Origin of the sequence: Hydrogenophaga bisanensis, assembly GCF_042665135.1 — a bacterium.
Taxonomy (GTDB): domain Bacteria; phylum Pseudomonadota; class Gammaproteobacteria; order Burkholderiales; family Burkholderiaceae_C; genus Hydrogenophaga; species Hydrogenophaga bisanensis.
Genome location: NZ_JBHTBX010000013.1, coordinates 1 through 26523, shown reverse-complemented (window position 1 = coordinate 26523; position 26523 = coordinate 1). Strand labels below are relative to the sequence as shown.

General features: G+C 59.4%; 27 protein-coding genes. 6 read left to right on the top strand and 21 right to left on the bottom strand.

All coding sequences use genetic code 11. The annotated features are described in order from the left end of the window. Nucleotides 1-17: 17 nt before the first annotated feature. The 12 genes from ACFQNJ_RS16190 to ACFQNJ_RS16135 all read right to left on the bottom strand — a co-directional run bounded on the left by ACFQNJ_RS16190 (nucleotide 18) and on the right by ACFQNJ_RS16135 (nucleotide 13619). The gene (locus ACFQNJ_RS16190) at nucleotides 18-281 is read right to left on the bottom strand and encodes a hypothetical protein (RefSeq protein WP_382259423.1); all 264 of its coding nucleotides are present in this window, start codon (nucleotides 279-281) and stop codon (nucleotides 18-20) included. 33 nt (nucleotides 282-314) lie between these two features. Next, on the bottom strand, nucleotides 315-701 hold the full coding sequence (locus ACFQNJ_RS16185; protein WP_382259422.1) for a hypothetical protein: 387 nt from the start codon (nucleotides 699-701) through the stop codon (nucleotides 315-317). A 211-nt stretch (nucleotides 702-912) separates the two neighbouring features. After that, the gene (locus ACFQNJ_RS16180) at nucleotides 913-1449 is read right to left on the bottom strand and encodes a hypothetical protein (RefSeq protein ID WP_382259421.1); all 537 of its coding nucleotides are present in this window, start codon (nucleotides 1447-1449) and stop codon (nucleotides 913-915) included. Beyond that, entirely contained in the window at nucleotides 1446-1823 is a 378-nt protein-coding gene (locus tag ACFQNJ_RS16175) for a DUF2628 domain-containing protein (RefSeq protein WP_382259420.1), read from the bottom strand. The genes ACFQNJ_RS16180 and ACFQNJ_RS16175 overlap by 4 nt, the downstream gene beginning before the upstream one ends. A gap of 21 nt (nucleotides 1824-1844) precedes the next feature. Then, on the bottom strand, nucleotides 1845-2864 hold the full coding sequence (locus ACFQNJ_RS16170; protein ID WP_382259419.1) for a hypothetical protein: 1020 nt from the start codon (nucleotides 2862-2864) through the stop codon (nucleotides 1845-1847). Between the two features lie 99 nt (nucleotides 2865-2963). After that, nucleotides 2964-4766: a hypothetical protein gene (locus ACFQNJ_RS16165; protein WP_382259418.1), complete on the bottom strand. Its 1803-nt coding sequence runs from the start codon at nucleotides 4764-4766 to the stop codon at nucleotides 2964-2966. Nucleotides 4767-5296: 530 nt separating this feature from the next. Continuing rightward, nucleotides 5297-5644, bottom strand: coding sequence for a MarR family winged helix-turn-helix transcriptional regulator (locus ACFQNJ_RS16160; RefSeq protein ID WP_382259416.1), 348 nt, complete (start codon nucleotides 5642-5644; stop codon nucleotides 5297-5299). 18 nt (nucleotides 5645-5662) lie between these two features. Further along, nucleotides 5663-6001, bottom strand: a complete 339-nt coding sequence (locus ACFQNJ_RS16155; protein WP_382259414.1) for a hypothetical protein — start codon at nucleotides 5999-6001, stop codon at nucleotides 5663-5665. Then, nucleotides 5994-8696, bottom strand: a complete 2703-nt coding sequence (locus ACFQNJ_RS16150) for a DEAD/DEAH box helicase (protein ID WP_382259412.1) — start codon at nucleotides 8694-8696, stop codon at nucleotides 5994-5996. Before ACFQNJ_RS16150 ends, ACFQNJ_RS16155 begins: the two co-directional genes overlap by 8 nt. A gap of 3 nt (nucleotides 8697-8699) precedes the next feature. Further along, nucleotides 8700-10304: a site-specific DNA-methyltransferase gene (locus ACFQNJ_RS16145; protein WP_382259410.1), complete on the bottom strand. Its 1605-nt coding sequence runs from the start codon at nucleotides 10302-10304 to the stop codon at nucleotides 8700-8702. Between the two features lie 140 nt (nucleotides 10305-10444). Further along, on the bottom strand, nucleotides 10445-11092 hold the full coding sequence (locus tag ACFQNJ_RS16140; RefSeq protein WP_382259408.1) for a DUF4124 domain-containing protein: 648 nt from the start codon (nucleotides 11090-11092) through the stop codon (nucleotides 10445-10447). A gap of 22 nt (nucleotides 11093-11114) precedes the next feature. Further along, the gene (locus ACFQNJ_RS16135) at nucleotides 11115-13619 is read right to left on the bottom strand and encodes a helicase C-terminal domain-containing protein (RefSeq protein WP_382259406.1); all 2505 of its coding nucleotides are present in this window, start codon (nucleotides 13617-13619) and stop codon (nucleotides 11115-11117) included. A gap of 79 nt (nucleotides 13620-13698) precedes the next feature. Here ACFQNJ_RS16135 and ACFQNJ_RS16130 point away from each other — a divergent pair, with 79 nt between their 5' ends. The 4 genes from ACFQNJ_RS16130 to ACFQNJ_RS16115 all read left to right on the top strand — a co-directional run bounded on the left by ACFQNJ_RS16130 (nucleotide 13699) and on the right by ACFQNJ_RS16115 (nucleotide 17319). Then, the gene (locus ACFQNJ_RS16130) at nucleotides 13699-14568 is read left to right on the top strand and encodes a hypothetical protein (protein WP_382259404.1); all 870 of its coding nucleotides are present in this window, start codon (nucleotides 13699-13701) and stop codon (nucleotides 14566-14568) included. Then, nucleotides 14565-15365 carry a type IV CRISPR-associated protein Csf1 gene (gene csf1 / locus ACFQNJ_RS16125; RefSeq protein ID WP_382259402.1) on the top strand — a complete coding sequence of 267 codons (801 nt, stop codon included), beginning with the start codon at nucleotides 14565-14567 and terminating at the stop codon, nucleotides 15363-15365. The genes ACFQNJ_RS16130 and csf1 overlap by 4 nt, the downstream gene beginning before the upstream one ends. Before the next feature lie 65 nt (nucleotides 15366-15430). Continuing rightward, on the top strand, nucleotides 15431-16669 hold the full coding sequence (gene csf2, locus ACFQNJ_RS16120) for a type IV CRISPR-associated protein Csf2 (protein ID WP_382259401.1): 1239 nt from the start codon (nucleotides 15431-15433) through the stop codon (nucleotides 16667-16669). Next, nucleotides 16666-17319 (top strand): hypothetical protein, encoded by a 654-nt coding sequence (locus ACFQNJ_RS16115; protein WP_382259399.1) that lies wholly within the window; start codon nucleotides 16666-16668, stop codon nucleotides 17317-17319. Before csf2 ends, ACFQNJ_RS16115 begins: the two co-directional genes overlap by 4 nt. Nucleotides 17320-19409: 2090 nt before the next feature. Here ACFQNJ_RS16115 and ACFQNJ_RS16110 read toward each other — a convergent pair. The 8 genes from ACFQNJ_RS16110 to ACFQNJ_RS16075 form a co-directional block, all read right to left on the bottom strand. Further along, nucleotides 19410-19703 (bottom strand): transcriptional regulator, encoded by a 294-nt coding sequence (locus ACFQNJ_RS16110; protein ID WP_382259397.1) that lies wholly within the window; start codon nucleotides 19701-19703, stop codon nucleotides 19410-19412. Next, nucleotides 19700-20374, bottom strand: coding sequence for an ERCC4 domain-containing protein (locus ACFQNJ_RS16105; protein ID WP_382259395.1), 675 nt, complete (start codon nucleotides 20372-20374; stop codon nucleotides 19700-19702). The genes ACFQNJ_RS16110 and ACFQNJ_RS16105 overlap by 4 nt, the downstream gene beginning before the upstream one ends. Nucleotides 20375-20499: 125 nt before the next feature. Continuing rightward, complete coding sequence (locus ACFQNJ_RS16100) at nucleotides 20500-20709, bottom strand: YqaE/Pmp3 family membrane protein (protein WP_382259393.1); 210 nt, start codon at nucleotides 20707-20709, stop codon at nucleotides 20500-20502. Nucleotides 20710-20766: 57 nt separating this feature from the next. Beyond that, on the bottom strand, nucleotides 20767-21198 hold the full coding sequence (locus ACFQNJ_RS16095; protein WP_382259391.1) for a hypothetical protein: 432 nt from the start codon (nucleotides 21196-21198) through the stop codon (nucleotides 20767-20769). Between the two features lie 68 nt (nucleotides 21199-21266). After that, complete coding sequence (locus ACFQNJ_RS16090; RefSeq protein ID WP_382259389.1) at nucleotides 21267-21740, bottom strand: hypothetical protein; 474 nt, start codon at nucleotides 21738-21740, stop codon at nucleotides 21267-21269. A 34-nt stretch (nucleotides 21741-21774) separates the two neighbouring features. Further along, nucleotides 21775-22248 (bottom strand): DUF1643 domain-containing protein, encoded by a 474-nt coding sequence (locus ACFQNJ_RS16085; protein WP_382259527.1) that lies wholly within the window; start codon nucleotides 22246-22248, stop codon nucleotides 21775-21777. A 64-nt stretch (nucleotides 22249-22312) separates the two neighbouring features. Then, entirely contained in the window at nucleotides 22313-23662 is a 1350-nt protein-coding gene (locus ACFQNJ_RS16080; protein ID WP_382259387.1) for a helicase associated domain-containing protein, read from the bottom strand. A 317-nt stretch (nucleotides 23663-23979) separates the two neighbouring features. Beyond that, nucleotides 23980-24168 carry a transposase gene (locus ACFQNJ_RS16075; RefSeq protein WP_382259385.1) on the bottom strand — a complete coding sequence of 63 codons (189 nt, stop codon included), beginning with the start codon at nucleotides 24166-24168 and terminating at the stop codon, nucleotides 23980-23982. Nucleotides 24169-24212: 44 nt separating this feature from the next. On the opposite strand from ACFQNJ_RS16075, the gene ACFQNJ_RS16070 reads away from it, so the two are divergent. Continuing rightward, nucleotides 24213-25538 carry an RNA-guided endonuclease InsQ/TnpB family protein gene (locus tag ACFQNJ_RS16070; RefSeq protein WP_382259384.1) on the top strand — a complete coding sequence of 442 codons (1326 nt, stop codon included), beginning with the start codon at nucleotides 24213-24215 and terminating at the stop codon, nucleotides 25536-25538. Nucleotides 25539-25588: 50 nt separating this feature from the next. Beyond that, on the top strand, nucleotides 25589-25915 hold the full coding sequence (locus ACFQNJ_RS16065) for an SLOG family protein (RefSeq protein ID WP_382259382.1): 327 nt from the start codon (nucleotides 25589-25591) through the stop codon (nucleotides 25913-25915). A 41-nt stretch (nucleotides 25916-25956) separates the two neighbouring features. Here the strand turns inward: ACFQNJ_RS16065 and ACFQNJ_RS16060 are convergent, their stop codons facing one another. Further along, nucleotides 25957-26157 (bottom strand): hypothetical protein, encoded by a 201-nt coding sequence (locus ACFQNJ_RS16060; protein WP_382259380.1) that lies wholly within the window; start codon nucleotides 26155-26157, stop codon nucleotides 25957-25959. Nucleotides 26158-26523: the final 366 nt, after the last annotated feature.

Genomic DNA, 26523 nt, shown 5'->3' with positions numbered 1-26523 from the left:
CGTCGACGAAGGAATGCTCACTGCGCCAGCGTGATGGTCAGGCCAGCAATGACGACGCCCGCGACGAGCCAGGCTGCCGCATAGCCGAGATCAGGAGGAGGCTTGATGCCAGTCACCAGCTTTGCAACGATGGGATCTGCAATGGGCACTTCACGATGCCACCGAAGCCACAACCCGCGATAGGCATACCAACTCGCAGCGACGATGCAGCCAGCAGCAGCCGGCAAGGCAATGTACGGTAGCCACCAGAGCAACGAAACAGCGGACTGGGCAACTGGCATCGAACCTCCTCTTGCAACACCTCGCCGTGGACTCTACAGCCCGGGTCGCGCCTCGAATTTTGCCCCGATTGGCGATGAGATCACGTCATTGAGTTTGTCTGCGTTCATCTGCTTGGCAGCAAGCGTGAAATCTGCGGCGACAGCGATGTCGTTGTTGATCTTTTGCTCGATGAGCTGCAGCTCCTGCAGTTTCTCGGCGCTGGGTGTCGGGTAGGCCCTGCGCCAGTCCCGCACGAACTCGGAGACCTTCGCGTCCTTCTTGGCTTCCAGGCGCGTGAGGATGTCACCTTGCTCCTGGACGAGCTTGGAATTCGATTCAGACTGATGGATGGCCAGCTTCACATCTGCCTCGCGGCCGAGGCCGTCAGAGAGGATCGAGACCGCGAACAGGGCGACAAGGGCAAGCAACAGAAAGGGCATGATGTCTCCATGAAAAGGTTGTTGCGGGATGCATGAACCGCTCCCGCGTCAATGGCCGTTTTCATCGTATGTATTTGCCCAGGAATGCAACTTCTGCGTTTCACTTCTCGCCTGGGTGCGTCGGGCGATTCGCAGGGCCTCAGGCAGCCTCACCGGAAGCCGTACGCTCCATAGCCTGGATAACGTCTGCTTGCTCGGGGCCCTGTGGTGCTCACCGGACGGGAGAGATCACCCCTGTATTGAGGTACTGCTCATATCGGCCGCAGTGGCGTGCCACCTCTGCTCCGGTTGTGTAGCTGTTGAGTGCCGCGTCGGCCTCCTGCCACTCAGTGCAAGTCCGGCCAAGCTTCGTGCCCGTGGGATCAGCCGCCCGCTGTTGGCGCAATTGCTGACGCCGAGTAGCCTCCTGCTCGGCTTGAACCTGCCTTGCGCGCTGTGTCTCCTTCTGGGCGGCTTGCGCCTGCTCACGCATGGTCTTGTTCACCTCTGCCAGGGCTTGGCGTGCTTGGTAGTCGGCGAAGGCGCCTATGGCCATCGTGGACAGGATATTGCCCACAGCAACGGCCAGGGCGATGACGACGAACCAGAGGAGGTAGTTGACCTCCGGATTGCTGGATCTGCTAAATCTGGGTTCCATGTGGCCTGCCTGAACACTGCTGTGATGGGGAGTCTTGACTGGAGGAACGTCGACGGTGAGAACGGGCTCCTGCCGACCACCATCCGATGCGGGTGTCATACGCTCGTTCATCGGTTGTCTGAAATTGCTGCCAGGGCAGCCTCAGGCGAGTCGGCCTGGATGGCTTCCTTGAACGTGAAGTTGCGGTTGACCAGATTGGCTTCCCGCCAGGCGTTGCCCTTGAAGGCTGGCACGAGCCACAACGCGAAGTAGCCGGCAGCGATCAGCAGCAAGAGCACGACAGCGACCATGCCTCGACCAGTCTCCTTGATCAGGTGCTCGAAGAAGTAAAGGGCCACGTAGACGGCCACATAGCCGGCGGCATGGCTCCAGAGGTTCTTGACTGCCATCCAGATGACACCGAAGAAGAAGGCTGGCCAGGAGAAGCCGACTTTGACGGCCTCGGCGGGCAGGGAAGAGTGCGTATAGATGTTGAAGGTTTTCACAGTTGGGTGGGAGAAAGATATCTAGGCGCCAGGTTTCGTGGGTTCGACTTTATTGAGGGGTTGCGCTTCGGAATTCGACTCAGTGCCATTTTTCAAGTCTTCAAGAACCTGCGCTGGCGATATTTCTGGCGCTAATTCAAATCTCTTTCGTAATTCATTCAAAAAGAGGCTGATTGTCTTGGTGTCGTTTTCAAAGCCGGCGTTCAAGAGTCTGCGTTTATGGGTGAGATCGTCTGCTGCGCTTTTGGCTGTCTTCTCCAGATCGGATTGGATGCGACTGAGAGCCGAATCAGCTCTTTCTGGGTGCCCATTTTCGGCGTCCTCGAATGCTTGAATCAAGGAGTTAATGAGTTTGGGGTTGCCGAGATAGTCGATAACTGCGGAATAATGTTGGCCTGTTGGATGTTTTGGCGTCGATTTGATGAACTGCTGATTGAGTGTGGAGAATTGGTCGTTAAGGCCTAAAACGGTAGCCAGTTCGTGGCTGGCAAATGCGACCTCTCGCTCGCATAGTGCGATTTCGTCTTGCAGCTTTGATAACTGTACGGATGCTTTCGTGTAGTGTTCGAAAATCTCCTTGACAATTGGCAGTATAAACTTGGTATTGTCAAGCGAGAGTTTCTCTTTCCGATTTCTGATATCCTTTAAGTGCAACAACACAAGCTCGCTCGTGTTGGAGACTATCCTGGCGTTTGAAGTGGCTTCAATTCGAAGCTCATGGCATTTGAGGCTTTTTTGTCTCAGTGGCTGATATAGTTGGGTAACTGCAAATGTCCTTAGAGCCTCCTGCGCCTTGAAGGACTCCAGATAATTTATTGTCAGATATGCAGCTGCTGCCGCCCCAAGAAATGAAGTTACCAGGGTGATGGATGCCCCCGCTAGAGTTCCGGTTGCCCTTGCAATGATATTAGAAAAGCTTGAAGCAATTAAACGCCACTTCTTCTTTGTCGGTGGCGTTTCGTTCTCCGTTCTTGCTGCGGGGAATGATTTGAGTCTTGCTCTACTCGCTATGTGTTGATTCTTTTTTGATATCCACAGCATTTTCGTCCTCCACGATCGTTGCTGATCTGAACTTATGACGCGACCGTGTTGTGTTTTGTTTGAAGGCGCACTACCACGGTTACACCAAGAGTTAGATCATTAAGCTGATATTGTCTCCGATTTGTCTTCGGAATCTGGGATCGAATAAGTTTTGCCGGGCACATCGAAGATGATGTCGAATCGCTCACCTGGCCCTATGCCTAATGACAGAGCAGCCTTTGCAAGCTGCCGGATCTGGTTCGCGGAGCCGATAGTGATCTGGGGCAACACACCATCTTTGTGCTCGAACACGCCCGTTATCTTCCCTGAGAGGTAGCTCGGCAGATACACGACACGCAGGGTGGGTGACACGGTGGATGCCGACTGCGTCACGGTTGTTCGAATCGGGGCAGACAAATCGATCTCTTGCATCACCAGCTCGGCGTATGGTGACCGGGCATACTGCTCAGCTGTGCGGCGTTTCCGTGCCTCCATAAGCGCTTCTGCTGGCAATGGTCGACCTCGAACGCCATAGATGGAGTGGTCGAGCTTGCACACCGCCGCTGACATTGCAGCGATTTGGCTTACCGCTACGTTGGTGACACCCAGGTTACCGATCAAGTGTCCTGCAAGCTCAGCTCGAGTGGCAGCACCCCCATGCTTTTCGATCACCTCGACTGCACCTACCTCGGTCCTCGAAAGTACCTCGTTGGGATCGATCGTCGTTCTGGCGGTGTACTTGTTATGGCCGTTGGCTTTGAGCCAGTCCCACCCCGAGAAAAGCTCGGCCAACACGTGCAGAGGTGGCAAAGCCAATGTGCGCCCGTCTTCGCGATGAAGCCATCTGTCGTCTGTCATGAGTGCTGAGGCGACGGTGTCCAAGTCGACGCTTCCGTCGGCAACTGCCATGATCTTTCGCATACGACTGGCGGTCGCGCTGCTCTCGCTGTCTGCCAGGGTGAACCACCCGGAATCAGTATCCAGCACACGAAAGCCAGGTGCATTTCCAAAGACTGTCTGAAGGGTCTCCAAGTCAGGGGCGATGCCTTGCTCCAGGGCAAGTAGCCCAGCGATGCGCAGGTAGTTGGTGCATCCAACGAACGTGCAGTCGCGTCGGGCGTGAGCCAACGCGTCTTTGGCCCATGAGGCCGGCGCATCGTACGCTTCGACCAGGGTGACCGGTTTGTATCCATCGTGAGTTCGCGCTCGTAGCGCCGTCTCCCGAACCGGGCTCTTCAGATCCATGAGGTCGGCAAAATTCATTGCCGCGCGAAGACCGTATCCCTCTCCCAGGAACGGGGCAAGCTGCACATTGGCATCCTCCATGGAAAGCGGCATGACACGCGAGGCCGCATTCAAGAGACGCTCCAGGGCTGGCATCTGGACTGGATGAGACCGTAGCCCGACGAGAACGCCGTCGCAGATCTGGCGAACTCTCTCGCGAGTTAGGCCGAATTGTTCACCCACCTTTTGAAGTTCGAGCCCACTCAAGCCGCCATGTCGGGCCAAGAAGATCTCCGTCCAGCGCTTCTTTGTCTCCTCTTTCCCTGGTCGAGGAGAGGCGTGCTCCATGGCCCAACTTGTGATGTCGGCCAGCTCTTGGGCCCACGACGCACTGTCGGCGGCCAGAAGCCGCTGACACACATCATGTGCTGCTGCGGGCATCTCCTTGCGTTCAAGATGGCCACCAAGCCATTCGGACAGTGTCTGGTCATCCAGTCTCGGGAACCTCAGATCGTGGGGATGCAGCGCCTTGACCCAGGCAGAGGAAAGACAAGCCTCCATTCGCTCCCGGAGGGCTGGGTCTACTGGAATCAGGGTGTGCATCTGGGCGCCGCTGGAGGACGAGCCTCGTTGAGGCGCAGGGACCCAGTAGAGCGCTTCCAGTTTGGCCAGCACCCCGAGTACGTCCGCAACGGGCATGCGCAAGTGGCTTTTGACGGTCCGTAGCGTCAGTTGTGGGAAGGCCTGCACCCCTTCTTCGTCTCTGACCAAGGGCAGCAGTCGTAGGCGCTCCTCGTCAGTGAGGGCTCTGCGCCACTCTTCTACGATGCTTACGTTGACACTTGCGTCCCATATCGCATCAAAGGTCTCCCGCTTGCGTCTGACAAACTGGGCTCGCAAGTGGCTTGCGGTTTTGCAGTTCGGCAAGCCCGGCCTCCGCCACGCAAGCAACTCTCGAGCTTCGACCGATCCCAAACTGCAGTCAAGTGGCCTCACCACAAAGGCCACCGCAAAACTCGGCAGCACTCGGGCGTGCCTTGGACTGGGCGCTCCGTCAACTTCCAGTGTCACTTTCAATCCCCTTTGTGTTTGTTCTATTGTTGCGGTCGAGGGCTTTCAGATACCGCGATCCGGTCTGCTATCAACACGCCACGTTCCTTCTGGGATCACGGCTGTGGAGCACAGGTGTGGCGCATATGGAGCGTCAACCGGGCCCTGAACCCTCAGGTCTAGCGGTTGATCACGTCGACCACTGAGCGAACCAGGCTGGCTCCTGCGGGCGAGAGGTTGTGAATCTGCTTGCGACGATCTGAGGGGGAGTAGCCCTTCTCGATCAGGCCGAGACCGACTTTTTTCACCTCGTTGTAGGGACCCAAGGTCTCCAGGTGTCTTGAGCAAGAGGCAAGTGTGTTCCCAGAAAGGTTTGCCAGTTCGGTGACACTGAGGCCTGGGTAGTGAGCCACGGTCACAAGGGTTGCTGCCATCTGAACGGGCATCTCCGGATAGGCTTTTCTGAACTCGTTCAGGATGAGCAACAGGCGGCCCAGTGCAACAAGATCAGGCTGGTGGTTGGACAAACGAAGCTCCTATTCAAATCAGGAAAAAGTAGATTGTTTTGAGGCCGACCATGTGCGTAGCAGGTCGATCTCCATGTGCACGACAGAGGCTGCCCATGCGCCGACAGAGCCATCCGATGCTGTCCACGAGGATGCCCGCCAGCGACGCAGCGAGCGTGCGACTTTGACGGCCTGAGCGAAGTCATACAGAAGGGGTGCTTCCCGATGGATGATGACCTCGCCAGGCCGCTTGTCCGGGCAGCCGTCATACCAGCGCAGTTCACCCAGTCGGAGCAACTGAGAAATATCTGGCTCGGATTCCGGATGACCGATCCGACCATTCTTGACCAGTCGATCCGGTGTTCCTTGGTCATCCAAGCTGCGAATCAATCCAAGCCCACTGCTTGTCTTTGACCATGACAAAGCGGCAGCGATCTCCAGACAGACTTGCCCAAAGATTGCCGATCAGACGGTCATCCTCTGCGGAAATCCAGCGATCTCCACCCTTGTACTCGACAGCCAGAACAGGCCCTGGCTGTTCGTTAGAAGAGGGTAGCTGGCAGATGAAATCCGGATAGAACCGCCCGTCTGCCTTTTGAAGGAAGAACGAACTGCCTTCACGGCGCACGAGGTTGCGTACCCAGAACTGAATGCGGCCCTGTTGTGCCCAGGTGTCCAGCTGACAAGCGCACTCGAACTCTTCCTTGCTGTCAAAGTCGCCTATCCGGCCGTAGTAGTGCTTCCTGAAGTCGAAGTGGCCAAAACGTCCGTCATAGTCACGGCTTGGGGCGTAGGCCTGGGCATGGAACTCGAACGCGTACTGATCCGTGACAGCGACCCGAGACGCTGCATCGTCACCGAACAGAGTGCGTTGGAAAGCGGCGGCAACGGCTTTCTTGCGAAGCTCACGGATACTTGCTTCCAGCAGGTTGCGGATCAGGAATTTCTGCAGATTGGCGCGGGCCAATGTGAAGTCATCCTGGCGCAGGAGGTTTGTGAGCCAGGCAGCGACAAAGGCCTGCTTGCTTGCATGGGTCAGCGATGGCTCAGGTAGGTTGCGGCAAAGCCAAGTGGCGATGCGAACCTCATCCCAGTTCTCGGGCTGATAGACAAGACCCAAGTCACGCTGCAGCTCCGGCAGGAAGCGCGAGACCATGTGTCCGCGCTCATCGATATCGACCTCGCCGCCCTGGGTTACTTTCAGCGCTGCGTTCAGAGTATTCAGGTCATCAGCTGAGGGAGTTGCATCGACAGGCGAGAGATCCCATGGGTATTCCAGTATCTCTGGGTCATCGAATAGCGCCAAAGTACCTTGCGTGCGCAAGGCCAGTTGGGGAACGAGCAGACGATCGCCAGCTTCAGCCGGTGTGAGGAAGAACTCCACGGCCGTGGTGCGGCTGACTTGAGCTGCCTCAATGATTGCAGCAGCGGCTGTTTCAGAGGTGACAGAGGCCTTGAGAGCGTTGGCATCCTCTTCAGTCAGTGGCGTGCTGATGGTCAGAGTGTTGAGCTTGCTGTCCCAGGTCACCTTGTCGCGCACCACCTTCGGAACGGCTTTGAGATCAGGCTTTTCTGTCAGGGTGATGGCCACGGGCCTGACGATCACACGTCCAGCATATCCATCGAGATCCAATCGAGCCTGCTCGGCGGTGGAGGCTCTGACGAAGTCAGTGACTTCTCGCCGCTCGAATCCAGCGCCAGCTACCAGGCGATCCCGCAAAGCGCCAGCTGTCTCTGCAAAGTTTTGCGAGACCACGAAGGCATAGGATTGGTTCAGTGCCTTGGCATTGCGATGGCTGGCCCCAGGCTGTCGAAGCACGCGTCCCAGCAGCTGCTCTACCGCAGTGGCCGATGAAAGAGAGGCCATGCTCACCAGGATATAGGCGAACGGGCAGTCCCATCCCTCTGCAAGCGCTTTTTGGGTGATGACGAACTTCACTGGACAGGTGGGGTCTGCAATGCCCAGTTTGTAGTCGGCATCGATCTGTTCCAGGCCTCTTTCTTCGCCCGTGGCGACCACGATCTCATTGGCGGGGATGCCGTGGTTGGTGATCAGCTCGTTCTTGACCTTCTCGAAGTCCAGTGTCTCGATGCCACTGCGCCGCGGCTCGGACTGGATCAACACCAGTGGGCGAAGATATGCTGAGCCGGCACGGCGCTCTTCATCGGCCAGTCTGTGCAGGGCATCGCGGCGGCCAATGGCATCCGCCAGGCACTGTTGCCAGTTGGGTTCTGTCTCCAGTACCACCGGCAGCTTGATCATTTCCTCGGCCTTCAACTCGGCGGCGGACACGCTGTGAAGCACGTTCGTGGGCGTCCGTTCCAGGTCTGGCGTGGCGGTCAACTCCATTACCCCGCTGGGCCGGAAGCGTGCCAGCATGTCGAATGCCAGCTCGGTGCGACTGTTGTGTGCTTCATCTACCACCACAAATGGGCGGCGTAGACGCAGTACGTTGGCCAGTGAGTAAGGAGTGGTTCGCTCGCTGTCCTGGCCATCGGTGAGCAAATCCTCGCGCTGCGTCGGCGACAGGTTGTCGAAGTGATGCATCAGTGCGCCGCTGGACTGGTACACCTTGCGGCATTCCTCTTCCTCGACTTGGAACGCCTGTCGCGTGGCCACTATCACGGTGGTTGAGGTATCCAGTGTGGCACGGGTCACACTCTTGGCCTCGTCCAGGTCAAGAACAGTGATCGGTCCCACTTCGCGCAGCGCAGTGTGATACGGGTGGCTTCGATCCTTCAGAGCCTTGATGGTTTGCTCACGGATTGGCTTGCTGGGAACCAGCCAGAGGATCACACTGTGTTCGCATCGCAGTAGATGCGTATTGACCAGGTGAACGCTCTTTGCCGCCAGCCATGTTTTGCCTCCCCCGGTGGGAACTCGAAGGCAGAAGTAGGGCATGTCAGCAGGGAACCCCGACAGCCCGTTGTAAGGGCTCCCACGGCCCCACAGGCGCTCAGTGATGGCGGTGAATGCGATCGACGGCGAAGGTAGCTCGTGACAGGCCTTGAAGTAGGCCTCCACGCTGTCCAGGACTTCCTGCTGGTACTTTTTTGGGGCGAATGTAGACATGGATTACACCTCCAGCGCGTAAGGGGTTTGCTTGAAGGTGATCCTCTCGCGTGTGGCACGTGAACCCAAGCGATTGGCGGCGGCGTAAATGACTTTTGGGCCGGCGAACTTTGGCAGTACCTCGAACACCGGGCCTGTCAGCACGTTACCGCCGCCCACCGACTTGTCCTTGAGGATGCCGTTGTAGAGCAGGTAGATGGCGCGGCCTTCGTGTACACCCAGCAGGGGAGAGTCGGCCGTACCGGTGAAGCCGGTACCTGTTTCTGCAAACCAGACGAACTCGGCCAGTTGCGCGAATTTCACATCGGCGCGGATTTGGCCGTCCGCGGTGAACAAAGGTTCGGCGGACAGGCGGCAGAACTGGAATCCACTGCCAGTTCCGTTGACGGCTTGGCCCTTGGCGTTGGTATAGCCCGTAATGGCTCGCTTGGCGCGTTCTGCTGTGATTGCGCTTGCTACGTCAGGCAGCATTTCGACTTGGATGAACCGGCGTGTGCCGCCATCCTCCGCGTTTTGCTTGAGAACCGCATGCCCGGTCGTACCTGATCCAGCAAAACTGTCGAGGACGATTGAATCCTTGTCGGTCGCGATCTGCAAGATGCGCTGAATCAAACGGGTTGGCTTTGGAGTGATGAAGACGTCATCCGAGGTGTCAAAGTCCACCAGTTCGAGTAGTTCTTTCTTCGCTTCCTGGGTATGTCCCACGTCTTTGTAGAACCACATTGTTTGCGGCACCACGCCATCCTTCACATCAGACAAAAATCGCTTGAGTTGGGGAATGGAATCCCCCCTTATTCCCCACCATATGCGATTGTCTTGATCCAGCTCTTGGAATCGTGCCTTCGAAACAGTCCAGTAGCGCCCTTTGGGAGGGGCTTCAATAACGCGACCGGAAGGGCTTGTTACCGAATATGTGCCATCACCATAGTAGTTACGTGCCGAGAGGTCGCTGGTTTTCCAGATTCCTCTTGGATCGTTATCTGGATTTTTGTAAGCTGCATTTTGCTCGTCAGTGCGACCAAGCAAGTTTGGTTTCCAAATGTTCGCCTTGGCTGCGTAGATGACGATGTAGTCGTGGTCCTCTGAGAGATGACGTGCAGAGTTTTTTGGTGAATAGACCTTCTGCCAAAGCACAGTGGCCACAAAATTCTTCGCCCCAAATATCTCATCCATCAACAACCGTAGCGTCGCCACCTCGTTGTCGTCGATGGAGACGAAAATTGCTCCGTCTTCGCGTAGGAATTGCTTGAGCAGCACGAGGCGTGGGTACATCATCGAGAGCCAGCGGTCGTGCCTGTCCAGCGTCTCACCTTCCTTCCCAACTACCTCGCCCAGCCACCTGCGGATCTCCGGGCTGTTGACGTTGTCGTTGTACACCCATCCCTCGTTGCCGGTGTTGTAGGGCGGGTCGATGTAGATGCACTTCACTTGGCCAGCATAGCGAGGGAGCAGGGCCTTGAGCGCGTGCAGGTTGTCGCCCTGAACGATGAGATTGCCAGTGTCAACTGGGCCACAGGACAGTTCAGAAACTGGCTCAAGCAGGCGAAACGGCACTTCTTTGTGGTGTTTAACAACAGCGTCTTTGCCTATCCAGTTCAACGTTGGCATGAATCTCTTTCTTCAACAGTTTATTTTTAGAGCGGCACTACGGATGATAACAACGGTTGTCTAAATCTCCTGTTGACCAAGGCCAACCTTAGATCGATGCCCCCCCACTATCAACCGGTATGGCCGACTGGTGTATTGCATCAATCCAAAATAAAGAGGAAGTCATCCTCGTTGACATCGAAGAAGCAGCTGTAACTCTTGAATCCAACATATCCCCCGAAGCTATTCTTCGCATTCACAGAAATGCGATAGGGGTGAGCCAACACCTTTTTATCAGAATTCGGTTTGGTGATGATCATGGGCTCCTGATGTCGATATTGTTGATCGAAGACTGCCGACATTGGATCCTTCAGACGTCGCTTGATAAACGATTTGCAGCGGTCAAAGTTATTCCTGATCGTTGCGGCTGAAGGCATCGGGCGTCCACGCAATGTTTCGAGTTCAGCCTTAAGGTTGTCTTCCTCCTCTTTGGCCTGCTTGGCGCGCTCTTGCTCCTGTAGGGCGCGAGCAGCCTCACGCTTCTTGGTGATCTCTTCGTTCTTTTTTCTTTCTGCCTCTGCCTTCTTGCTTGCGGCGTCTAATTTTTCCTCTAGGCGCTTGTAGCCCTCCAGCATGCCTTCAATGGTGTTGGGGTCTGGTGGCGGTGCCTTGATTTCAATCTCTTGTGTGTTTGCGCCGCATGGCTGCTGGCTGTACGTGTTGCCGCACTTGTAGACCTTCTGCGCGAAGGCAGATGATGAAGCAAGGGAAATGACCAGGATGGCTAGTGTTTTGTTGTTGAGAGTCATGAGGAAACCATTCGCGGTTTGATCAAAACCGCTCAGTCTTGAGGTACTGCTGCAAAACCAGGCGCAAATCGCCAAATCGATGAGCTGTTGTGGGATTGAGGATTCGGGCATCGAGCATCCAGATGCGCCGATTTTGCACACCTTCGCGGCGGATCAGTCGACCCAAGCCCTGGCGCAGTTTTCGCTGGGCAACCATGATCTCGGCAACAAACCCCATGCGGCGCAACCGGTCCATCTGTGTGGTGTTCTGGTCCAGGCCAAACGGCGTGCCGGGGATCACCAGGTCGGTCAGCAACAAGTCCTTGTCGGCTGGCTTGTCTGCATCGGTCAGGTCAAGTCCTGTCCAGGCGCCTCCCGTGGCCAGCCAGATGGGCCTCAGTCCTTCCCTGGACTTGCGCGTGAACTCGTCGGCGCATGAACTGACCCCGGTGCCAGGACTTTGGACCACCAGGCGATCGCCCGCCAGCTCCGGATGGAGATCTCGAATGACCTGTGCCAGCAGATTCAGGCGCTCGTATCCCGTCATTAGCACCAGAGTCCCGCCGGCGGCATCCTTGGCAGCCAGCGCGATGGCCGCGCCCACGTTCTCCAGCCAGTAGCGCATGGCGGTGGGCGTGGCACTGTCCCGAGGCGGTGGCATCAACGTGTGCAGCCGCTCGGCGCCGGGCAGGAACAGGGTAGGGGAGCTGGTCAGCCAGCTTGGCATGAAGCTGCCGGTCTGGGCCATGCGGTCCAGCGCTGAGACCGAGGCTGCGGCAAAGCGAGCGTTGGGCCCAGTGCTGCTGATGTGGTACAGGCTGCCCGACAGGTGCATGGCGCAGGGCGTCACATGCCATCGAGCGGCCAGATGGCGGGCCACGGTTGAAGGACCGAACGTGAGGTTGACGTAGTGGCGAATGGGGCTGAGCGAGAGGACCCCGCGCGATGCCCAGTCCTTGACAGACGTGACGTCCTTGAGGACCGCCAGGTATCGCTCAACCAGATCCATCGCCTTTCGCTGGGCAGGACCCAGCTCCACGGCTGAGGGCTGGCGCTTTGTCCTTCGTGGCTTCTTGCAGATCGGCTCGAGCGCTTCGATCAGCGTGGCCATTTCGCCAAGAGCCACGTTCCACTGGGCGGCAGTCGGCTCGCCTTGCCTTGGGGGGAGGATCTGCTGGTCCGGCATCTGCTCCAGGGCGCTGCGCAGGACCTGCAGGCGTGCTGATGCGTGCTCGATCTGCCTGTGTGAGCGGTGACCCTCCAGGCGCTTGAGAGCCGCACGCAGGTTGCTCAGCGACAGTGTGTGGGCGGCCAGGTTTGCTTGCGTCGGTTCGAACTCATGCGCCTCGTCGATGATCAGTGCGCCGATGTTGGGTGGCAGCAGTCCGCCTGACTTTTCAAAGCCCAGCATCATGTTGTCCATCGCGACCGCCGCCAGCGTGGTGAAGATCAGGTCCAGTCCACTGCCGGCATTGCCCTTGTGCAGTGTGTAGTGCTCTGCCGACTCGTCGGCATCGGCGACCTCGCTGGTGAGCGCGCACGCAGCCACATCAAGCTCCAGGTTGCCCGCGGCGCTGTCTTGCCTGGCAAGCTCTGCCAGATCGATCATCAACCCCGCCAGGCCTGGCTGCAGCTGCAGAAACGCCTTGCTCGCTCGGGTGGCGCCCGCCGGCATCCCTGAGTACAACCACTTGCGCACACGCGGGAAGCCCTTCATTTCGGGATCGGACTCCTCCAGTTGAAGCTCCAGCAGCGCTGGATCGATGAACTGAGCCCGACCGAGTCGCACGCCGACCCGGCGCACTCCCTGGGGGTCCAGATGCCGTCGCACAGCCAGCCACTCGCGCACGAGATGGGCGACGTTCTCGATGGTGGGGGCGCAGGCGACCACAGCGGCCGTCTTCTCGAAGAAGCTGGTGGTAGTCGAGCTTGGACTGTACGCATCGACCAAGGCCTGCAGGCGCTGCTCATGGGCCTCCTGGACGCGCTCCAGGTGCTTCTTGATGCCCTCGGGCAGGGTGGAATGCGCTGCCCAGTCTCGTTCGCAATACGGCCGCCGAGGCAGCCGGTGCTGATCTCTGGCGTCCAGCACAAATGAGGCAAGGTGAGAAATCATGCGCGCCTTGCCGGTGCCGGTGCCGCACTCGGAGAAAACCACTTTGCCGTTGAGCAGCAGGGGCGCGGCTTCCTCAATGACGCGTCTCTGGCCCGGCTTGAGTCCCTTGGCATTGGGCGAGAGCGGGGCTGCCGTCTGCTCGCTGGCGTCCAGCACGTCATCGGCCATGCGCTTGGACCAGTGCAGGGCGTAGAGCAGGCCGCCGATCACCCTGCCGGTGGCCAGCCCGCCACTGTTCTTGGCCAGAAAGCGCACCTCCTTGAGCAGTTCGCTGTCGATGTTGATGGCCACGTCGCGGGTGTTCGCAGGGATCGGTATCGGCTTGAGTCCCTGATTGAGGGCCAGCCGCAGCTTCGAACGGACGTGCGCTGTCAACTGGGACTCGTCGTCGATGCACACCGCAGGGACGTAACAGTAGACTTTTTCCGACATGGAATGAAAAAATTCCCATGAGTGATGATGGAATGAATATAAACTAGAAACCAGACCCTGACCACAAGGAGGTACTTCCATGCACATGCAGCTCGACATCGCACTGGGGGAGAGGCTTCGGTCACTTTTCCCTCGGGGCCAGCCCAACGAGACAGCCTTTCGCAAGATGGTTGCCGCGCTCAACACCAAGTACGACGTGGGCCTGCCGTCCTGGATATTCGGCTATGCCGACGATCAGACGGTGCTGAGTGATCGCTTTCCAAGCGTCTCTTTTGGCCTGAACCGAGACAGCCTGCGCTTGTCTGCCATCGGTCAGGACGCCTGCGAGGTGCTGACCCAGCGGGGCTACTTGCTGCAGGCGGCGCTCATTCGTGAGCTGCAGTGCCCGGTGCAGGTTGTCGACAGGTCGGGAGAGCACGCACTGAGCTACTCCAGGATGCCGCTGCGGTACTACATGCGACGCTTGGTGGTGGGCAAAACCCGTGTCGATTCGTACTGGTGGCGCAGCGCCAGTACCAACAACGGGCAGTGGTCAGAGAACGCGAAGTTTCGGCTGGCGCATCTGCTGGGTAATGCGCTCTGGGAACAGGCCTGTTTCCTGATGGATCAGGGCGATGAGCTCGGGGGTGACATCGGTGAGTGGCTCGAATCCATGGTGGGCTCCGAGGACCCCAGGACCAACTGGACACTGCGCTCCCAGTTCAAACTGCGCCTGGGCATCGAGTGCGTGGCGGTCGGCGATGGGCACACGGCTGTGCGGTCGACGGGTACCCAGGGTCTGCGAGTGATGCTGCGGGATGTGGACTTTACCGCCAAGGCCGACATCCAGGGACTGTGGTGGGCGGGCCGCGGACGCATCGAGGGGTGCGGCTTGCTGCAGCGTTCGCGGCGCACCGACATCCGCCGCCTGGCCCTGGCCGGTGAAAACACGGAGGCGGATCCCTCGTGAGCCATATCAGCCCTTTCTACCCCTCCGAGATCGCCTGCCTGGCCGGTGGCCTTGAGCCCGTCGGCGCTCCCCACAGTGGCGCCGACACCCATTGCGCGATGTGCGGGCGCCCGATCATTCACGGAACGCCGGCCGTGCCGCGCAAGGTCAGCAAGACCTTCACCAACTTCGAGTGGATGGAGGAGACCGATCACATCTGCGGCTGGTGTGAGCGGGTGATCGAGCAGACGACACTGCGTGCCTTTCAGCGGGTGGTCATCACCCCCAAGGGGTGTTACTCGATCGGCACGGACGCCAACCGGTCGTGGCTGTGGCTCACGCCGCCGCAGCCGCCGTTTGTGGTGATCATCAACTCCAGCACGACCGGGGCTTTCCACTACCTCTGGCAGACGCCGGTGACACTGGACAAGCGGCTGATCATGGCCAACTTTGACGGGGTGACGGCGCCCGTGCGCACCGCCGCGATAGCCAGGGCGGTGGCGGCTGCCCAGGTCTTGCGAGACACAGCACAGGCGGCCGGCTACAAAAAGATCCCCTTCAGTCCTTTTGTGCGCTTGGCCCGAGACGCCTACAAGGCAACACCCGGCGGACACGGCCGGCTTTCGGAGACGGCGCTGGAGCTGGCCGCCAAATACCCCGAGTGCGAGCGCGCTGTGCAGGATTTGCACGAGCTCAAGCCCGGTGAGCTCGTGGCGCTGGCGTCCATCCTCAAAGCCAAGCCCGTGGAGCCTGAGGCGCCACCCCTGCGCTGCGGACAGGAGCTTTTCAGCAAAACTGCCACTGAGCAAGAGGCCTGAGGCGCTTTTGCGCGTCGCGACACACACCGACTGATCGAACCGAACAACCTCAAGGAGTACCCAACATGAGCAAGCAATTTCCAGGCCGCTTCATCCTTGCTGCCGACATCACCCTGACCTCGCCGATGAACATCGCAGCAGCAGAGAAGGGACGCTATGTTTTTGACGGCGGGCGTCCCCGCATCGTCCGCTACGACGGTGGACCTTCGTCGCCAGGCCTTCAGTGCACGCTGACCCGGACCCACAGGGTGATGGTCGATGTCGGCGTCTCCGAATCGGACGATGGCGATAGGGCGGCGGGGCAGACAGGCGTGGACCTGCCTGTGATTCCCGCTTCCTCCATCACCGGCAAGTTGCGAAATCTGGCCGCAGGCTTGGTCTTCGAGAGTTTCAAGGAACGAGGCCTTCAGATCACAACCGACGTGTTCAACATGATGACCACGGGCAGTGCCACAAACGACATCAACGCCTCAGACGCGACGGCGCAGATCGTGATGCTGGCCCGAAAGGACGCGTTTCTCTCCAACTTTGGCGGCACTTCCTTCATGCTGTCCTCCAATGCGGTGATCTCCACTGGATGGCCCCTGGTGCAGCTCACGCGCGGCATGTTGATGTCACCAGAGCTGCTGCCCACTGAGGCTTTGCCCGACCTCAAGTGGACCCGTCAGATGACCAGTGCCCTGGCCATCGTGCGCAAGGACACCGTCCGCGAGATGAGGTCTCCCTACCTGACCGAAGTGATCGCGATGGATGATCTTGTGAGCTTTGCGCAAGCCAAGGCAGCCGAGGCTGAATCGACCAAGGCATCCAAAGCAGCGCAACGCGCGGCAAAGGCAGCGGGAGAGTTCGTCGAGGCGGACAAGAAGCGGGATCTGCGCACGCTCAGCTCCATCGAGACGGTGAATACGGGCATGTCCTTCGCGCTGCGGGTGCGGGTCAACGCGGCAACGCCAGCGCAATTGGGGCTGATGGTCTTGGCCTTCCAGCGCATGCTGCAGGAAGGTCAGATCGGCGGCAAGGTAAGCCGCGGACTTGGCCAGTTCATCTGCAACGCCAGCAGGATCATCGAGGTCGATCCACGCACCAATCGTCCTCTGGACAATGGCTCGCCCTTGTTCCTCTCCCGCGATGAGGGCTACGAGGTGGCAGGTATCTCAGACGATCAATCCAGCGCACTGGTTCAGGCCGTCATGGCAGGCAAGGACTACTTGCATGAGGTCGCGCCCAAGACACTGCAGGCCTACTCGGATGCCGTGACTGACTACCTCAAGAAGCTGTACGAGGAAGAGCAGGAGGCGGCATGAGCACACCCGTTCGAGTCGACTTCGACTTGCGCACGCCGATGGTGGTGTACGCAGGCGTCAAGACGCTCGATGCGCTCCTCTCCTGGGCGGCCGTTGAGCGTGCCAAATTCAACGGCAGTCTGCAGGAGTGGTCTGAACAGCATCAGCACGGGCTGCAGATCCATCGTGTTGGGCAAAGCTGGTGCCCCATGGCCAGTGAGCTTGACGTTGAGTGGGCCAGCGAAGCAGAGCCGCTGCACTACATCAAGCGCCAGAAGCTGGAGCCCTATGCCGTAGCATGGGGCGATGGCGTTCTGAAGAAGCGACCTGCTTTTGACAGCGCCAGGGGGACGACGAAAGCGGGGTCGATGTTCGTGAGCATCCGCTGGGTCAAGGCCATTCGTGCATGGGCAATGGTCGATGACATGGCGGTCTTCGAGGGACTGGTCCCGTGGATCACGCACATTGGCAAACTGCATCACAAGGACTTCGGTGCCGTTCGTGCTGCGACGGTCACTGTGGATGAGCAGGCGCGCTCAAAGTGGATGCGCAGGCCGTTGCCAGTGGGAAGCGAACACCTGTCGGACTCGCATGTTATGGTCATGGGAAAACTACAAAGTCCCTACTGGCAGCGAACTGGGTTTGAACCGGTTTTTGTGCCAGTGGACTGAAGATTGTCGTTGTGTGATAATCACTTATCACGGATCAGGTGGAGAAGCCTCTCAAACGCTGGGGTGCTCCAACAGTCGTCGGGCACTTCAGTTCAGCAGCATCGGTGGAGAAGCCTCTCAAACGCTGGGGTACTCCAACCCAACTGACTGTGGTCCTTTTGCGAGTTCTGGTGGAGAAGCCTCTCAAACGCTGGGGTACTCCAACGGAGATGCCCATCTCACCCCATATTCACCAGGTGGAGAAGCCTCTCAAACGCTGGGGTGCTCCAACCATAGCTGGGGAATCGCTGATTCTCTGGATGGTGGAGAAGCCTCTCAAACGCTGGGGTGCTCCAACAGACCTGCGGGTGATACAACGCGAGGAGCGGGTGGAGAAGCCTCTCAAACGCTGGGGTGCTCCAACTATGCAAGGTAGTTCTGTTGCGATGTGTGAGGTGGAGAAGCCTCTCAAACGCTGGGGTGCTCCAACATCTTTCGAGAGAGGGAGATGCACCATGAGGGTGGAGAAGCCTCTCAAACGCTGGGGTACTCCAACGCAGGGGGATGGTTGCCCTCCTCTCTCTTGGTGGAGAATCCTCTCAAACGCTGGGGTACTCCAACGGAGTCGCTACCTGTGTTGGGTGGCTTCACGGTGGAGAAGCCTCGCGAACGCAGGGGCGCTCCAACCACAGCCGTAGGTGACTGTTTATGGGGAATGGTGGAGAAGCCTCACGAAGGTAGGGGCGCTCCAACTGAACCCACTGCCGGATGGAAAACGGCTGCGGTGGAGAAGCCTCGCGAACGTGGGGGCGCTCCAACGAAGCGTCGCAGCATTTGCTGGTACGCGTGGGTGGAGAAGCCTCGCGAACGCAGGGGCGCTCCAACACTACGGAAAGATCCTGATAGACTGTGCGCAGGTGGAGAAGCCTCTCAAACGCTGGAGTGCTCCAACATCAGACGCTGCCCTGACCGGGCAAAAAACGGTGGAGAAGCCTCTCAAACGCTGGGGTACTCCAAGTCATGAGCGGCCCAAATTTGGCCTGCAAGGGTGGAGAAGCCTCTCAAACGCTGGGGTGCTCCAACCTTCGGTTGCCCGAAGTTGCAACAGACTGGCGTGGAGAAGCCTCTCAAACGCTGGGGTGCTCCAACGAGGTTTTGATCAATGTCTGTGGCGATGCGGGTGGAGAAGCCTCTCAAACGCTGGGGTGCTCCAACATCCGGAGTTGACGAGACGTGTGCTTCCCTGGTGGAGAAGCCTCTCAAACGCTGGGGTACTCCAACAAGCAGGAGATTGGAGAAGCGATATGTTTCGGTGGAGAAGCCCCGCGAACGTGGGGGCGCTACAAGATGAGCGATGAGATTGGTGGAGATGCCCTGATTTGGTGGGGAATATCCGGTTCGATGACATTAAAAGAGCGCAACTGCTGACAAAAGCCTCGTTTTTCGATGCTGTTGGACTCGAATGGGTGGCGAGAAGCCTTTCGAATGCTGGGGTGCTCCAACACCTTGCTCGATATGCCTTTGCGGCGAAGATGGAGAAGCCCCGCGAACGTGGGGGCGCTCCAAGAAAGCCAATCTTGACCTCGCCCCTGGTGTCGGTGGAGAAGCCCCGCGAACGTGGGGGCGCTCCAAGAGCGCTGTGGTGCAACTGTTGGCCAAGAGCGGTGGATAAGCCCAGCGAACGTGGGGGCGCTCCAAGGTCAGCATCCTCTGCAAACATCACAAATCCAGGTGGAGAAGCCCCGCGAACGTGGGGGCGCTCCAACTCGATGACATGAGGGGCGAGGTCAAGCTTGGGTGGAGAAGCCTTTCGAATGCTGGGGTGCTCCAACAATGCAGACAGCACAGTTGCCGGTCCACCGGGTGGAGAAGCCTCGCGAACGTGGGGGCACTACAAGATGAGCGATGAGATTGGTGGAGATGCCCTGATTTGGTGGGGAATATCCGGTTCGATGACATTAAAAGAGCGCAACTGCTGACAAAAGCCTCGCTTTCGATGCTGTTGGACTCGACCGGGTCGACCGGTGGTTGGCGCTTCGTCCAGCGCCTGGGCTGAGAATCCACGAAAGAGTAGGGGCGTTAAGGTATGGGTCAATACAGCGGCTTCATCATCATTTAACTCCCCGCGACGAAGCCGCCTGTAACTGCTCCAGCTCGGCCATTGCTTGACGCAGATGCGAAATCGCCTTACCAAAGGGCTGCCATTGCAGTCGCTGTCCTGCCAGCGATGCGGCAACTATTTGAAGGCACTTGCTGATCACATGCGGTGGGGCGCCCAGCACTTCTCTTTCATAGCGAGACAAGCAAGACCGATCACAGCCAAGAAGACGCGCGAACTCGACCTGCGACATGTCGCCCCGGGCCAACTTGATTAGCTCTGACTGGGTTTGGGGATAGCTGATCATCGCAATTCAACGCTTGGCGCGGCCTTCGTTGTCCGAAAGTTACTGGGTCGCAGCTGCAAACTTTCCACGATCTTTCGGGCTGTGCCGGTGCCAATCCCTTTGACGCTGCACAGATCCTTCTCAGAAGCCGCAAAGACCGCGCCAGCAGATCCGAAGTGCATCACCAGTCGCCTGGCCAACTCTGGACCGACACCAGGCAGACCAGACACGAGGTACTGGGACATGGCCCCATCGGGTGCCACCCGGGGCTTGGCAACCCGCGTGGCGACTTCATAGCCCAGGCCCTCGGTGAGGTGCTTGTGCATCCTGGCCAGCAGTCGCGCGCTGCTGTCCGAAGAGGGCAGGTGCATCACCTGGATCTCCCAGAAGATGCTCAGCGCAGAGACCGCGCCCAGGAGCGACTCGTAGTCGATGGCTGAGGCAACCGCTTTGAGGTCGCCCTCGATCAGGAGCATGGGCCGTTCAGCGCTCAGGCAGATCGCCTCGGCCTGCTCGAACAGCCGCCCGTCCATGATGGATGCCACGAGGTCGTTGGCCGTCTTGCGCTCGACCAGGAACGGTCCAAGCCGGTAGTCGCCAGCCGCCATTTCAGCGATCTCGGTGGGTATGCCCAGATTGTTCAGCAACCCTGGGATCGAGCTGCGAGTTTCGCGGGAGTCGATTGTGATCATGCTGTGCTCGAAGTGAGCTTGACCCGGTCGTTGAGTGGTCGAGCTAAAAAAAAGCCTCGACTTGTCGAGGCGCAAATCCCGGGCACAAGGGAGGAGAGAGCCCGGAAGGGAGGTTCAGGTGTTCTTCAGTTGCCGTTGCTGGTGCCTGCTTGGCGCAGAGCTTTCTCGATCTTCTTGTCGGTCTTGTACTGGCTCAGAGCGTACACCGACCAGATGGCGGCAGGCAACCACCCGATGATGGTGATCTGCAACAGCAGGCAGGCGATGCCGGCAAACGGCCTGCCGATCGTGAAGAACTGAAGCCAGGGCAAAAAGATGGCCAGAAACAGTCGCATGTGTGATCCCTCTGATTGTCGAAAAAATGGTTCAGTGCAGATTCTCGGCGAGATCCATCAGGTCGATGGTTGGCCAGCGGCTCGTTGGATGAGCGCCTTGGCATTGGCCAGGCGATCGCTGGCTTTGACGTACCACACGGTGGGTCCGAGCACGACAGCACGGGTGAGGTTCATCAGGCCCGCAGCCTCGATGATGTCCACCAGATCCTGCAGCCCATTCAGGAGGTCCTCGGCTGCCGCCTGAGTCGCTTCCTTGCGCTTTGCCTCGGCCAGCGCCAGACTGCACAGGTTGCCCTGGTTGTCCAGAAACGTCTGGCGCCCGGTGGGCGATCCATCGGGCGCGTGCTGGGTGAACACCTGGAACCCGTGGACGAACCGATCGGTGGCCACGTCGTAATAGGTGGCCTCCGAGTAGCGGGCGCCGGCGGGGTAGACCTTGCCAGGGCGATGGGGCTCTTCAAACAGGGTGGTGGTCGCTGTGCCTTGCATGTGTGTTCTCCGACAGGATGATCACCAGGCTCTCACAGATGTCCTGCGGCGCAAGTCTGAATGCCGACTCAATGGACCATGTGAGGGCTGCCCGCCGGTGGCATCACGCCCTCGGCAATCAGGCGATCACCGAACTGGGTGGGTAGCACAAGCATAAGGCGGGCCACCGTATCCGCGGGTAGTCGATCATCCGCGCTGTCGAGCCATGCCCTGCGAAGCGTCCGCGCGGCTGCTTCGAGAGCCTGTGCGGCGTCGAGCGCCTGATCGTCCCTGATGGCGATGTCGACCACCGGGGCACGGCCAACGGACTCAAGCTCATCGTGGCCGACCAGGTTGCAGGTCATGCCAACGTCGCCAAGAGTCTCGATAGCCCGGTTGATGTGGAACAAGGCTTGGTCGATCTGCACTTGAGCGGTGACCTGGATGCGTTCCGGAGACTTGTGGTCAGCACAGAGTGACTTGAGCCATACACCGGCCTCGGACAAGTCATCGTATGCAGCCTTGAAGGGGTACTGGGTGTACTGCTGTTGTTCGGTGTGCATGAGGATGGAATAGATTGGGCTCAGGTGCGATGCGTCAGGGCGATCCTGACTCCCACGGAACGGGCGTCAGCGATTGGGGGAGATAGAGCGGATGCGCCGGATGACCACGCTGTGTCAGCCGCAAGCAGTGCAGCTTCGGGAGCATGGCGCGGACCTGCTGGTCTCTGCCCATGAAGGAACCATGAGTTCCCCAGGCGGCCACCACCAGGTCGGCATTCGCAGCCAGATCGCGAAGGTATCGGTTGTTTCGTGGGCCGACGGGGTCCTCGGCCCGCTTCATAGCGCCCGGATCCGTGGCCCGGAAAGCGAAGAGGTTGGCCATGCAAACGGCGCTGTATCCCCATGACCTTGCGAAACCCACGCACCGGCGCACGGTCGGGTCATCGGCGTTCTCGTCAGCCGTGCTCGGATTGAGACCGATGAACAAGACATATGGGGCATGCTTGGACGGTGACTCTGCCCAGCTGCGCCAAAGGCTGTACCGGTAAGTCCGGCATGCGCTGAGCATGGCTGACCGGGCCGGGGGAGGGGAGATCCTGGATGGGGCGGGCATGGTCTTCATCGCTGCAGTATCACAGCGGCTCATGGTCGAGAGGGTGAAGGACAGGTCCGAACATGTCGCTCAAGGCCCTGCGATCGCGCCCCCAGGTGGCATTGACCTGTCGAAGCTGCTCGGTGTGCGAGAAGTTCATCAGGCCTTGCTCCATCTTGCGGACCATGTGTTCCAGGAACTTGAACAGGCTGTTGCGCTCGCTGTTCCAGACGACGTGTGGCGTGCCGGCGCCCTTGGCTTGATCGGTCCAGTCGACGAGCACATTCAGGTTGTCGTAGAAGCGCTTGTTGGCCGTAGTCAGGTGAGTCAGTCGGCGTGCACGGCCTTCCAGCAGGTCCTGCAGTACCCAAGGCTGGGGGGTGAGCTGGTAGGCGCATGAACCCACCCGTTTGAAGGACGTGCTCGTGATGGCCAGGCAGGAGGACTGATCCGCCAGCACCGCGTCGTAGCTGATCACGATCTGTCGACCTTCCGTGTCGGTGAAGAGTGCGCCGCAGCGGCTGCCCGACGCCAGATAGACAAGCTCACTTCGATGACAGTCGGTCAGCGTCAGGGCAATAGCGGCGATCGCCTGGGGCCTGGGAGAGACCATGCAGGTGACTGCGTGCATGGCATCGAGCATCTGGACGTCCAGGCCGGTGAGCCAGCCTTGCTTGACGCCATCATTGCAGTCAACGTCGACGCGCAGCACTTGGCCAAAGAGCTCTGCCCGCCGCAGCAGGGTCCGCAGAGCGCCCAGTTCGCCAGTCTGACCGGTGAGCGAGTTGTAGCTGTTCCAGAGAGCGCGCGGTGTCTCGTGCATCCTGGCATGGATCATCAGATCCACCGGTGGGGTTCTCTGGGCGGGCAGGAAGCCGTTGAACGATCGACCAGAAGCTCGGTTGATCTCTGCCTTGGTGGGGGCGTCGAAGGTAAAGCCCGGGATCTGCTTCTTGAGGACCTTGTGGGCTTCGCGGGCGCTCGCTGCGTCGCCGGAGGCCAGACCCCGCGCGCCCTTGGTCTGGCGGAACTCGGTCCACCATTTCGTCAGGCCCGCACCGCCAACCGTCTGGGTGGGCGCGTAGTGGCCATGCTCTTTGTAGAAGGCCACAAGCTGGTGGGCATAGTCGACGTCGGTCGGAACCTTGGCTGTCCTGGGTGCCACGAAATCAAAGCCGGCGTCCTCCAGCATCCTCTTTTTCCAAGCCATGAGCTTGCCCTGGTTGTACAGGGTGCGCTGCTTCTGGACCCATTTTTCGAGGGGATGACCACGCGGCGTCATTCCGTCCCAGTCGGTGGATTCCTTGAGCTGGCGGTAGTCGTGAAGGTGATGGACCCAGTCCTGTAGCTCGCGCTGGGGTCTTGGGGGCTCTTGCTGATCCAATTGCATGGCAACGAAATAGTCGAGTTGATGCGACTAGCGTCCCACGCGCGCACGCGAAATCAACAACGAAAACAGAGCCTATTGAGCGAGGATTCGCCCGTGCGGAAGCGTCCAACTGTCTCGTGGCAGTCGCGAGGTCACTTGGATGGGCTGTTGCGCTGCCAGTATGAAAAAGCAACCATGCTGCTCTCTGGTGTGTCTGAGGCTGTATAAATATACATATGTCAGGTGAGCAGGAACTCTACCCAAACGCGCCCCAGTGCTCCTTCCAAGTGACGCCGCAGGCGGCATTTGGTGGGAGGTGAAGGGGCGCAACGCTTGTCCTAGTGAGGAGCGCTTTGCTGCTGGATGTACTGCTCTTCCTTGAGCTGTAGCTGGCGCTCGCATATCTCCCGCAGCTCGGCGAGCATTGCGCCCGCCAGGCACTTTCTCCGATACTTTGTCACAACAACCAAGTGGTACTGGAGCGAATAAGTACAGTGGTAGAGGGTCTTGAACACTTGTTGTGGCATAAAGAAGCTCGCTATCGGTTAGACGCATCCGTTTCGACAACCAAGTGACCGCCGTCCGCCGCAAGGCCACCTTCCGTTTGTACCCCAACGCCGCCCAGGAGGCGGCGTTGGGACGCACCCTGGCGGCGCACTGCAAGCTGTACAACACGCTGCTGGAGACTGCGCGGCTGCGCCACAAGGCGGGCCTGCCCGCCTTCAACCGCACCAGCGTGAACGAGGCGACCAAGGCCGTGCGCAACAAGCAAGGCTGGATGGCCCAGCGCACCACGGCCCAGTCGGTCCAGGTCACCGGCGAGCGCCTGGTGCGCGCGTTCGACGCGTTCTTTCGGCGCCTGGCCGCCGGCCAGACGCCGGGCTATCCGCGCTTCAAGAGCATCGAGCGCTACCCCGGCTGGGGCTACAAGGCCCACGGCGACGGCTGGACACTGTTGCGCAAGGCCGAAGGTTTTGGCGCCGTTCGCCTGAGCGCCATCGGCACCGTCTCGCTGCGGGGGCGCGCCCGCTTCGAGGGCGTGCCCAAGACCGCAGAAGTCCTGCGCCAGGGCCACAAGTGGTACCTGAGCGTGACCTTTGAGGTGGCCGAGACGGCCGTTGCCCGCCCTGGCGGGCAACAGAGCATGGCGTTCGACTTCGGCCTGGCCACGCTGCTCACGCAGGTGGTCGGGGACCCGATGGCCGGAGAGGTCCAGACGGTGGAAAACCCGCGCTGGCTCAAGCGCAAGCTCCAGGCCATTCAGGAGACCCAGCGCGTCATCAGCGCGCTGGAGGCCAAAGCTCCCAGGAACGCCAAGCCCACCTGCGCGCTGCTGCGGGCCTACGCCCGGCGCCGGCGGCTTCACAGCCAGGTGGCGCGGCAGCGCCACGACTTCTATCACCAGCTCAGCGCGCGCCTGGTCGCGCGCTTCGGCCTCATCGTGACCGAGGAGCTGGCCCTGGCCAACCTGGTGCGCGCGCCCAAGGCGCGCCCCAACGAAGGCGCCGCGGCCGATGAGCCGCAGTTTCTGCCCAACGGAGCGGCGGCCAAGGCGGGCCTGAACCGTTCCCTGTTGGACGCCGCCCCCGGCGGCTTCCTCCAAAAACTTCGGTACAAAGCGGAAGAGGCTGGTTCGAAGTTCATCGAAATCCCCACCCGCGCGGTCAAGCCGACCCAGCGCTGTCACTGCTGTGGAGCGGCCAGCCCCAAACGGCTGGATGAGCGCCGCTGGCGCTGCGCCTGCGGCGCAGACCATGAGCGCGACGAGAACGCCGCGCGCACCATGCTGCGGTATGCCTATGAAGGCGCCTGGTGGGACAACAACGGGTCAGGAGCTGACCCGGGCGCGCAAACCGCGCCCAGAAACTCCATCCAAGCGCAAGCTTGGGTGGAGTAGTTCATTGGAAGCGGAACTCGACCATAAGCGAAGGCTTGACGATCGCGGTGGTGGGCCCGCGCACCATCAAAGGCCGGCATGTCGTTCTGGGTCTGCTGGAGCGGGTGAATCGCCACAAGTCGATCGCAGCGCTGGTGCACGGTGGCACACCTGGGCCTGAGTTGTTTGCAGCCCAATGGGCGGCCGAGAAGGGGTTGCGTGTGGCGTGCTGCGCTGCCGACTGGGTCACGCACCAGGAGCTTGGTGCCGTCGAACGGAACCGGCGGATGATCGAGCACTACCAGCCTGATGGCGTGATCGTCTTCTCGGGAGCCGTGTTTGGCGAGGACCTCGCCGCAAGGGCTGGGGCTGCCAAGATTCCGGTGATGAAAGTCTGACGTGGGCTTGCACTGTGCTCGCTGCAGCACAAGCCTGAAGATCAAAGGATCGTTGCGACGTCTTTGATCTCAGCAAATGAGCGACCAGACTTCTTCGGGTCACGAGCCTCGTTGCAAAGCTTTGTCCATGCTTCCTTGCTCACCGTGGCCACAGGCTTGCGAGAAGTACCAAAGACAAAAACCCGCCGGTCGGCCTGTCTAAGGCCGTCCTTCTGGTGACGGATTGTGTAGGGTTTGGTCATGGTTGCTGCTCAGAATCTGGAGCTTCTGGGCTACGTAGGGTAACAGTTTTCTCCAGGATGCGCTACCAGCAGAAAGGTCAAACTGCATCATGCGCTGAGACCCGTGCTCTTCCCACAACGCTTCGTCGTTTGCGATAACTTCTTGAACGCATGTGTAACTAGAGAAACGAAGGTCTTCAAGCACGTCTGTTGCATCAACAGGAGCATCGAAGCCAAATCGTGGCCATACTTTATATCCAGGCGGAGTCAAGCACCAAGTGCAACACCGATTTATTGAATTGAGGAATTGGGTTGATTGAGCTTGTCCAACATGGCCTGGTAGACGACGATCGGCGGGTAGAAGCCGTGGACGGCACGCGGGCGGTT

Excerpts from the sequence above, each read along its gene's own strand:
- ACFQNJ_RS16110 (WP_382259397.1), bottom strand. The coding sequence starts at position 19,703 with ATGATCAGCTATCCCCAAACCCAGTCAGAGCTAATCAAGTTGGCCCGG.
- ACFQNJ_RS16185 (WP_382259422.1), bottom strand. The coding sequence starts at position 701 with ATGCCCTTTCTGTTGCTTGCCCTTGTCGCCCTGTTCGCGGTCTCGATC.
- ACFQNJ_RS16105 (WP_382259395.1), bottom strand. The coding sequence starts at position 20,374 with ATGATCACAATCGACTCCCGCGAAACTCGCAGCTCGATCCCAGGGTTG.
- ACFQNJ_RS16180 (WP_382259421.1), bottom strand. The coding sequence starts at position 1,449 with ATGAACGAGCGTATGACACCCGCATCGGATGGTGGTCGGCAGGAGCCC.
- ACFQNJ_RS16095 (WP_382259391.1), bottom strand. The coding sequence starts at position 21,198 with ATGCAAGGCACAGCGACCACCACCCTGTTTGAAGAGCCCCATCGCCCT.
- ACFQNJ_RS16090 (WP_382259389.1), bottom strand. The coding sequence starts at position 21,740 with ATGCACACCGAACAACAGCAGTACACCCAGTACCCCTTCAAGGCTGCA.
- ACFQNJ_RS16080 (WP_382259387.1), bottom strand. The coding sequence starts at position 23,662 with ATGCAATTGGATCAGCAAGAGCCCCCAAGACCCCAGCGCGAGCTACAG.
- ACFQNJ_RS16150 (WP_382259412.1), bottom strand. The coding sequence starts at position 8,696 with ATGTCTACATTCGCCCCAAAAAAGTACCAGCAGGAAGTCCTGGACAGC.
- ACFQNJ_RS16085 (WP_382259527.1), bottom strand. The coding sequence starts at position 22,248 with ATGCTCAGCGCATGCCGGACTTACCGGTACAGCCTTTGGCGCAGCTGG.
- ACFQNJ_RS16190 (WP_382259423.1), bottom strand. The coding sequence starts at position 281 with ATGCCAGTTGCCCAGTCCGCTGTTTCGTTGCTCTGGTGGCTACCGTAC.
- ACFQNJ_RS16115 (WP_382259399.1), top strand. The coding sequence starts at position 16,666 with ATGAGCACACCCGTTCGAGTCGACTTCGACTTGCGCACGCCGATGGTG.
- ACFQNJ_RS16140 (WP_382259408.1), bottom strand. The coding sequence starts at position 11,092 with ATGACTCTCAACAACAAAACACTAGCCATCCTGGTCATTTCCCTTGCT.
- ACFQNJ_RS16130 (WP_382259404.1), top strand. The coding sequence starts at position 13,699 with ATGCACATGCAGCTCGACATCGCACTGGGGGAGAGGCTTCGGTCACTT.
- ACFQNJ_RS16165 (WP_382259418.1), bottom strand. The coding sequence starts at position 4,766 with ATGCCCGTTGCGGACGTACTCGGGGTGCTGGCCAAACTGGAAGCGCTC.
- ACFQNJ_RS16170 (WP_382259419.1), bottom strand. The coding sequence starts at position 2,864 with ATGCTGTGGATATCAAAAAAGAATCAACACATAGCGAGTAGAGCAAGA.
- csf2 (WP_382259401.1), top strand. The coding sequence starts at position 15,431 with ATGAGCAAGCAATTTCCAGGCCGCTTCATCCTTGCTGCCGACATCACC.
- ACFQNJ_RS16135 (WP_382259406.1), bottom strand. The coding sequence starts at position 13,619 with ATGTCGGAAAAAGTCTACTGTTACGTCCCTGCGGTGTGCATCGACGAC.
- ACFQNJ_RS16060 (WP_382259380.1), bottom strand. The coding sequence starts at position 26,157 with ATGACCAAACCCTACACAATCCGTCACCAGAAGGACGGCCTTAGACAG.
- ACFQNJ_RS16100 (WP_382259393.1), bottom strand. The coding sequence starts at position 20,709 with ATGCGACTGTTTCTGGCCATCTTTTTGCCCTGGCTTCAGTTCTTCACG.
- ACFQNJ_RS16145 (WP_382259410.1), bottom strand. The coding sequence starts at position 10,304 with ATGCCAACGTTGAACTGGATAGGCAAAGACGCTGTTGTTAAACACCAC.
- ACFQNJ_RS16075 (WP_382259385.1), bottom strand. The coding sequence starts at position 24,168 with ATGCCACAACAAGTGTTCAAGACCCTCTACCACTGTACTTATTCGCTC.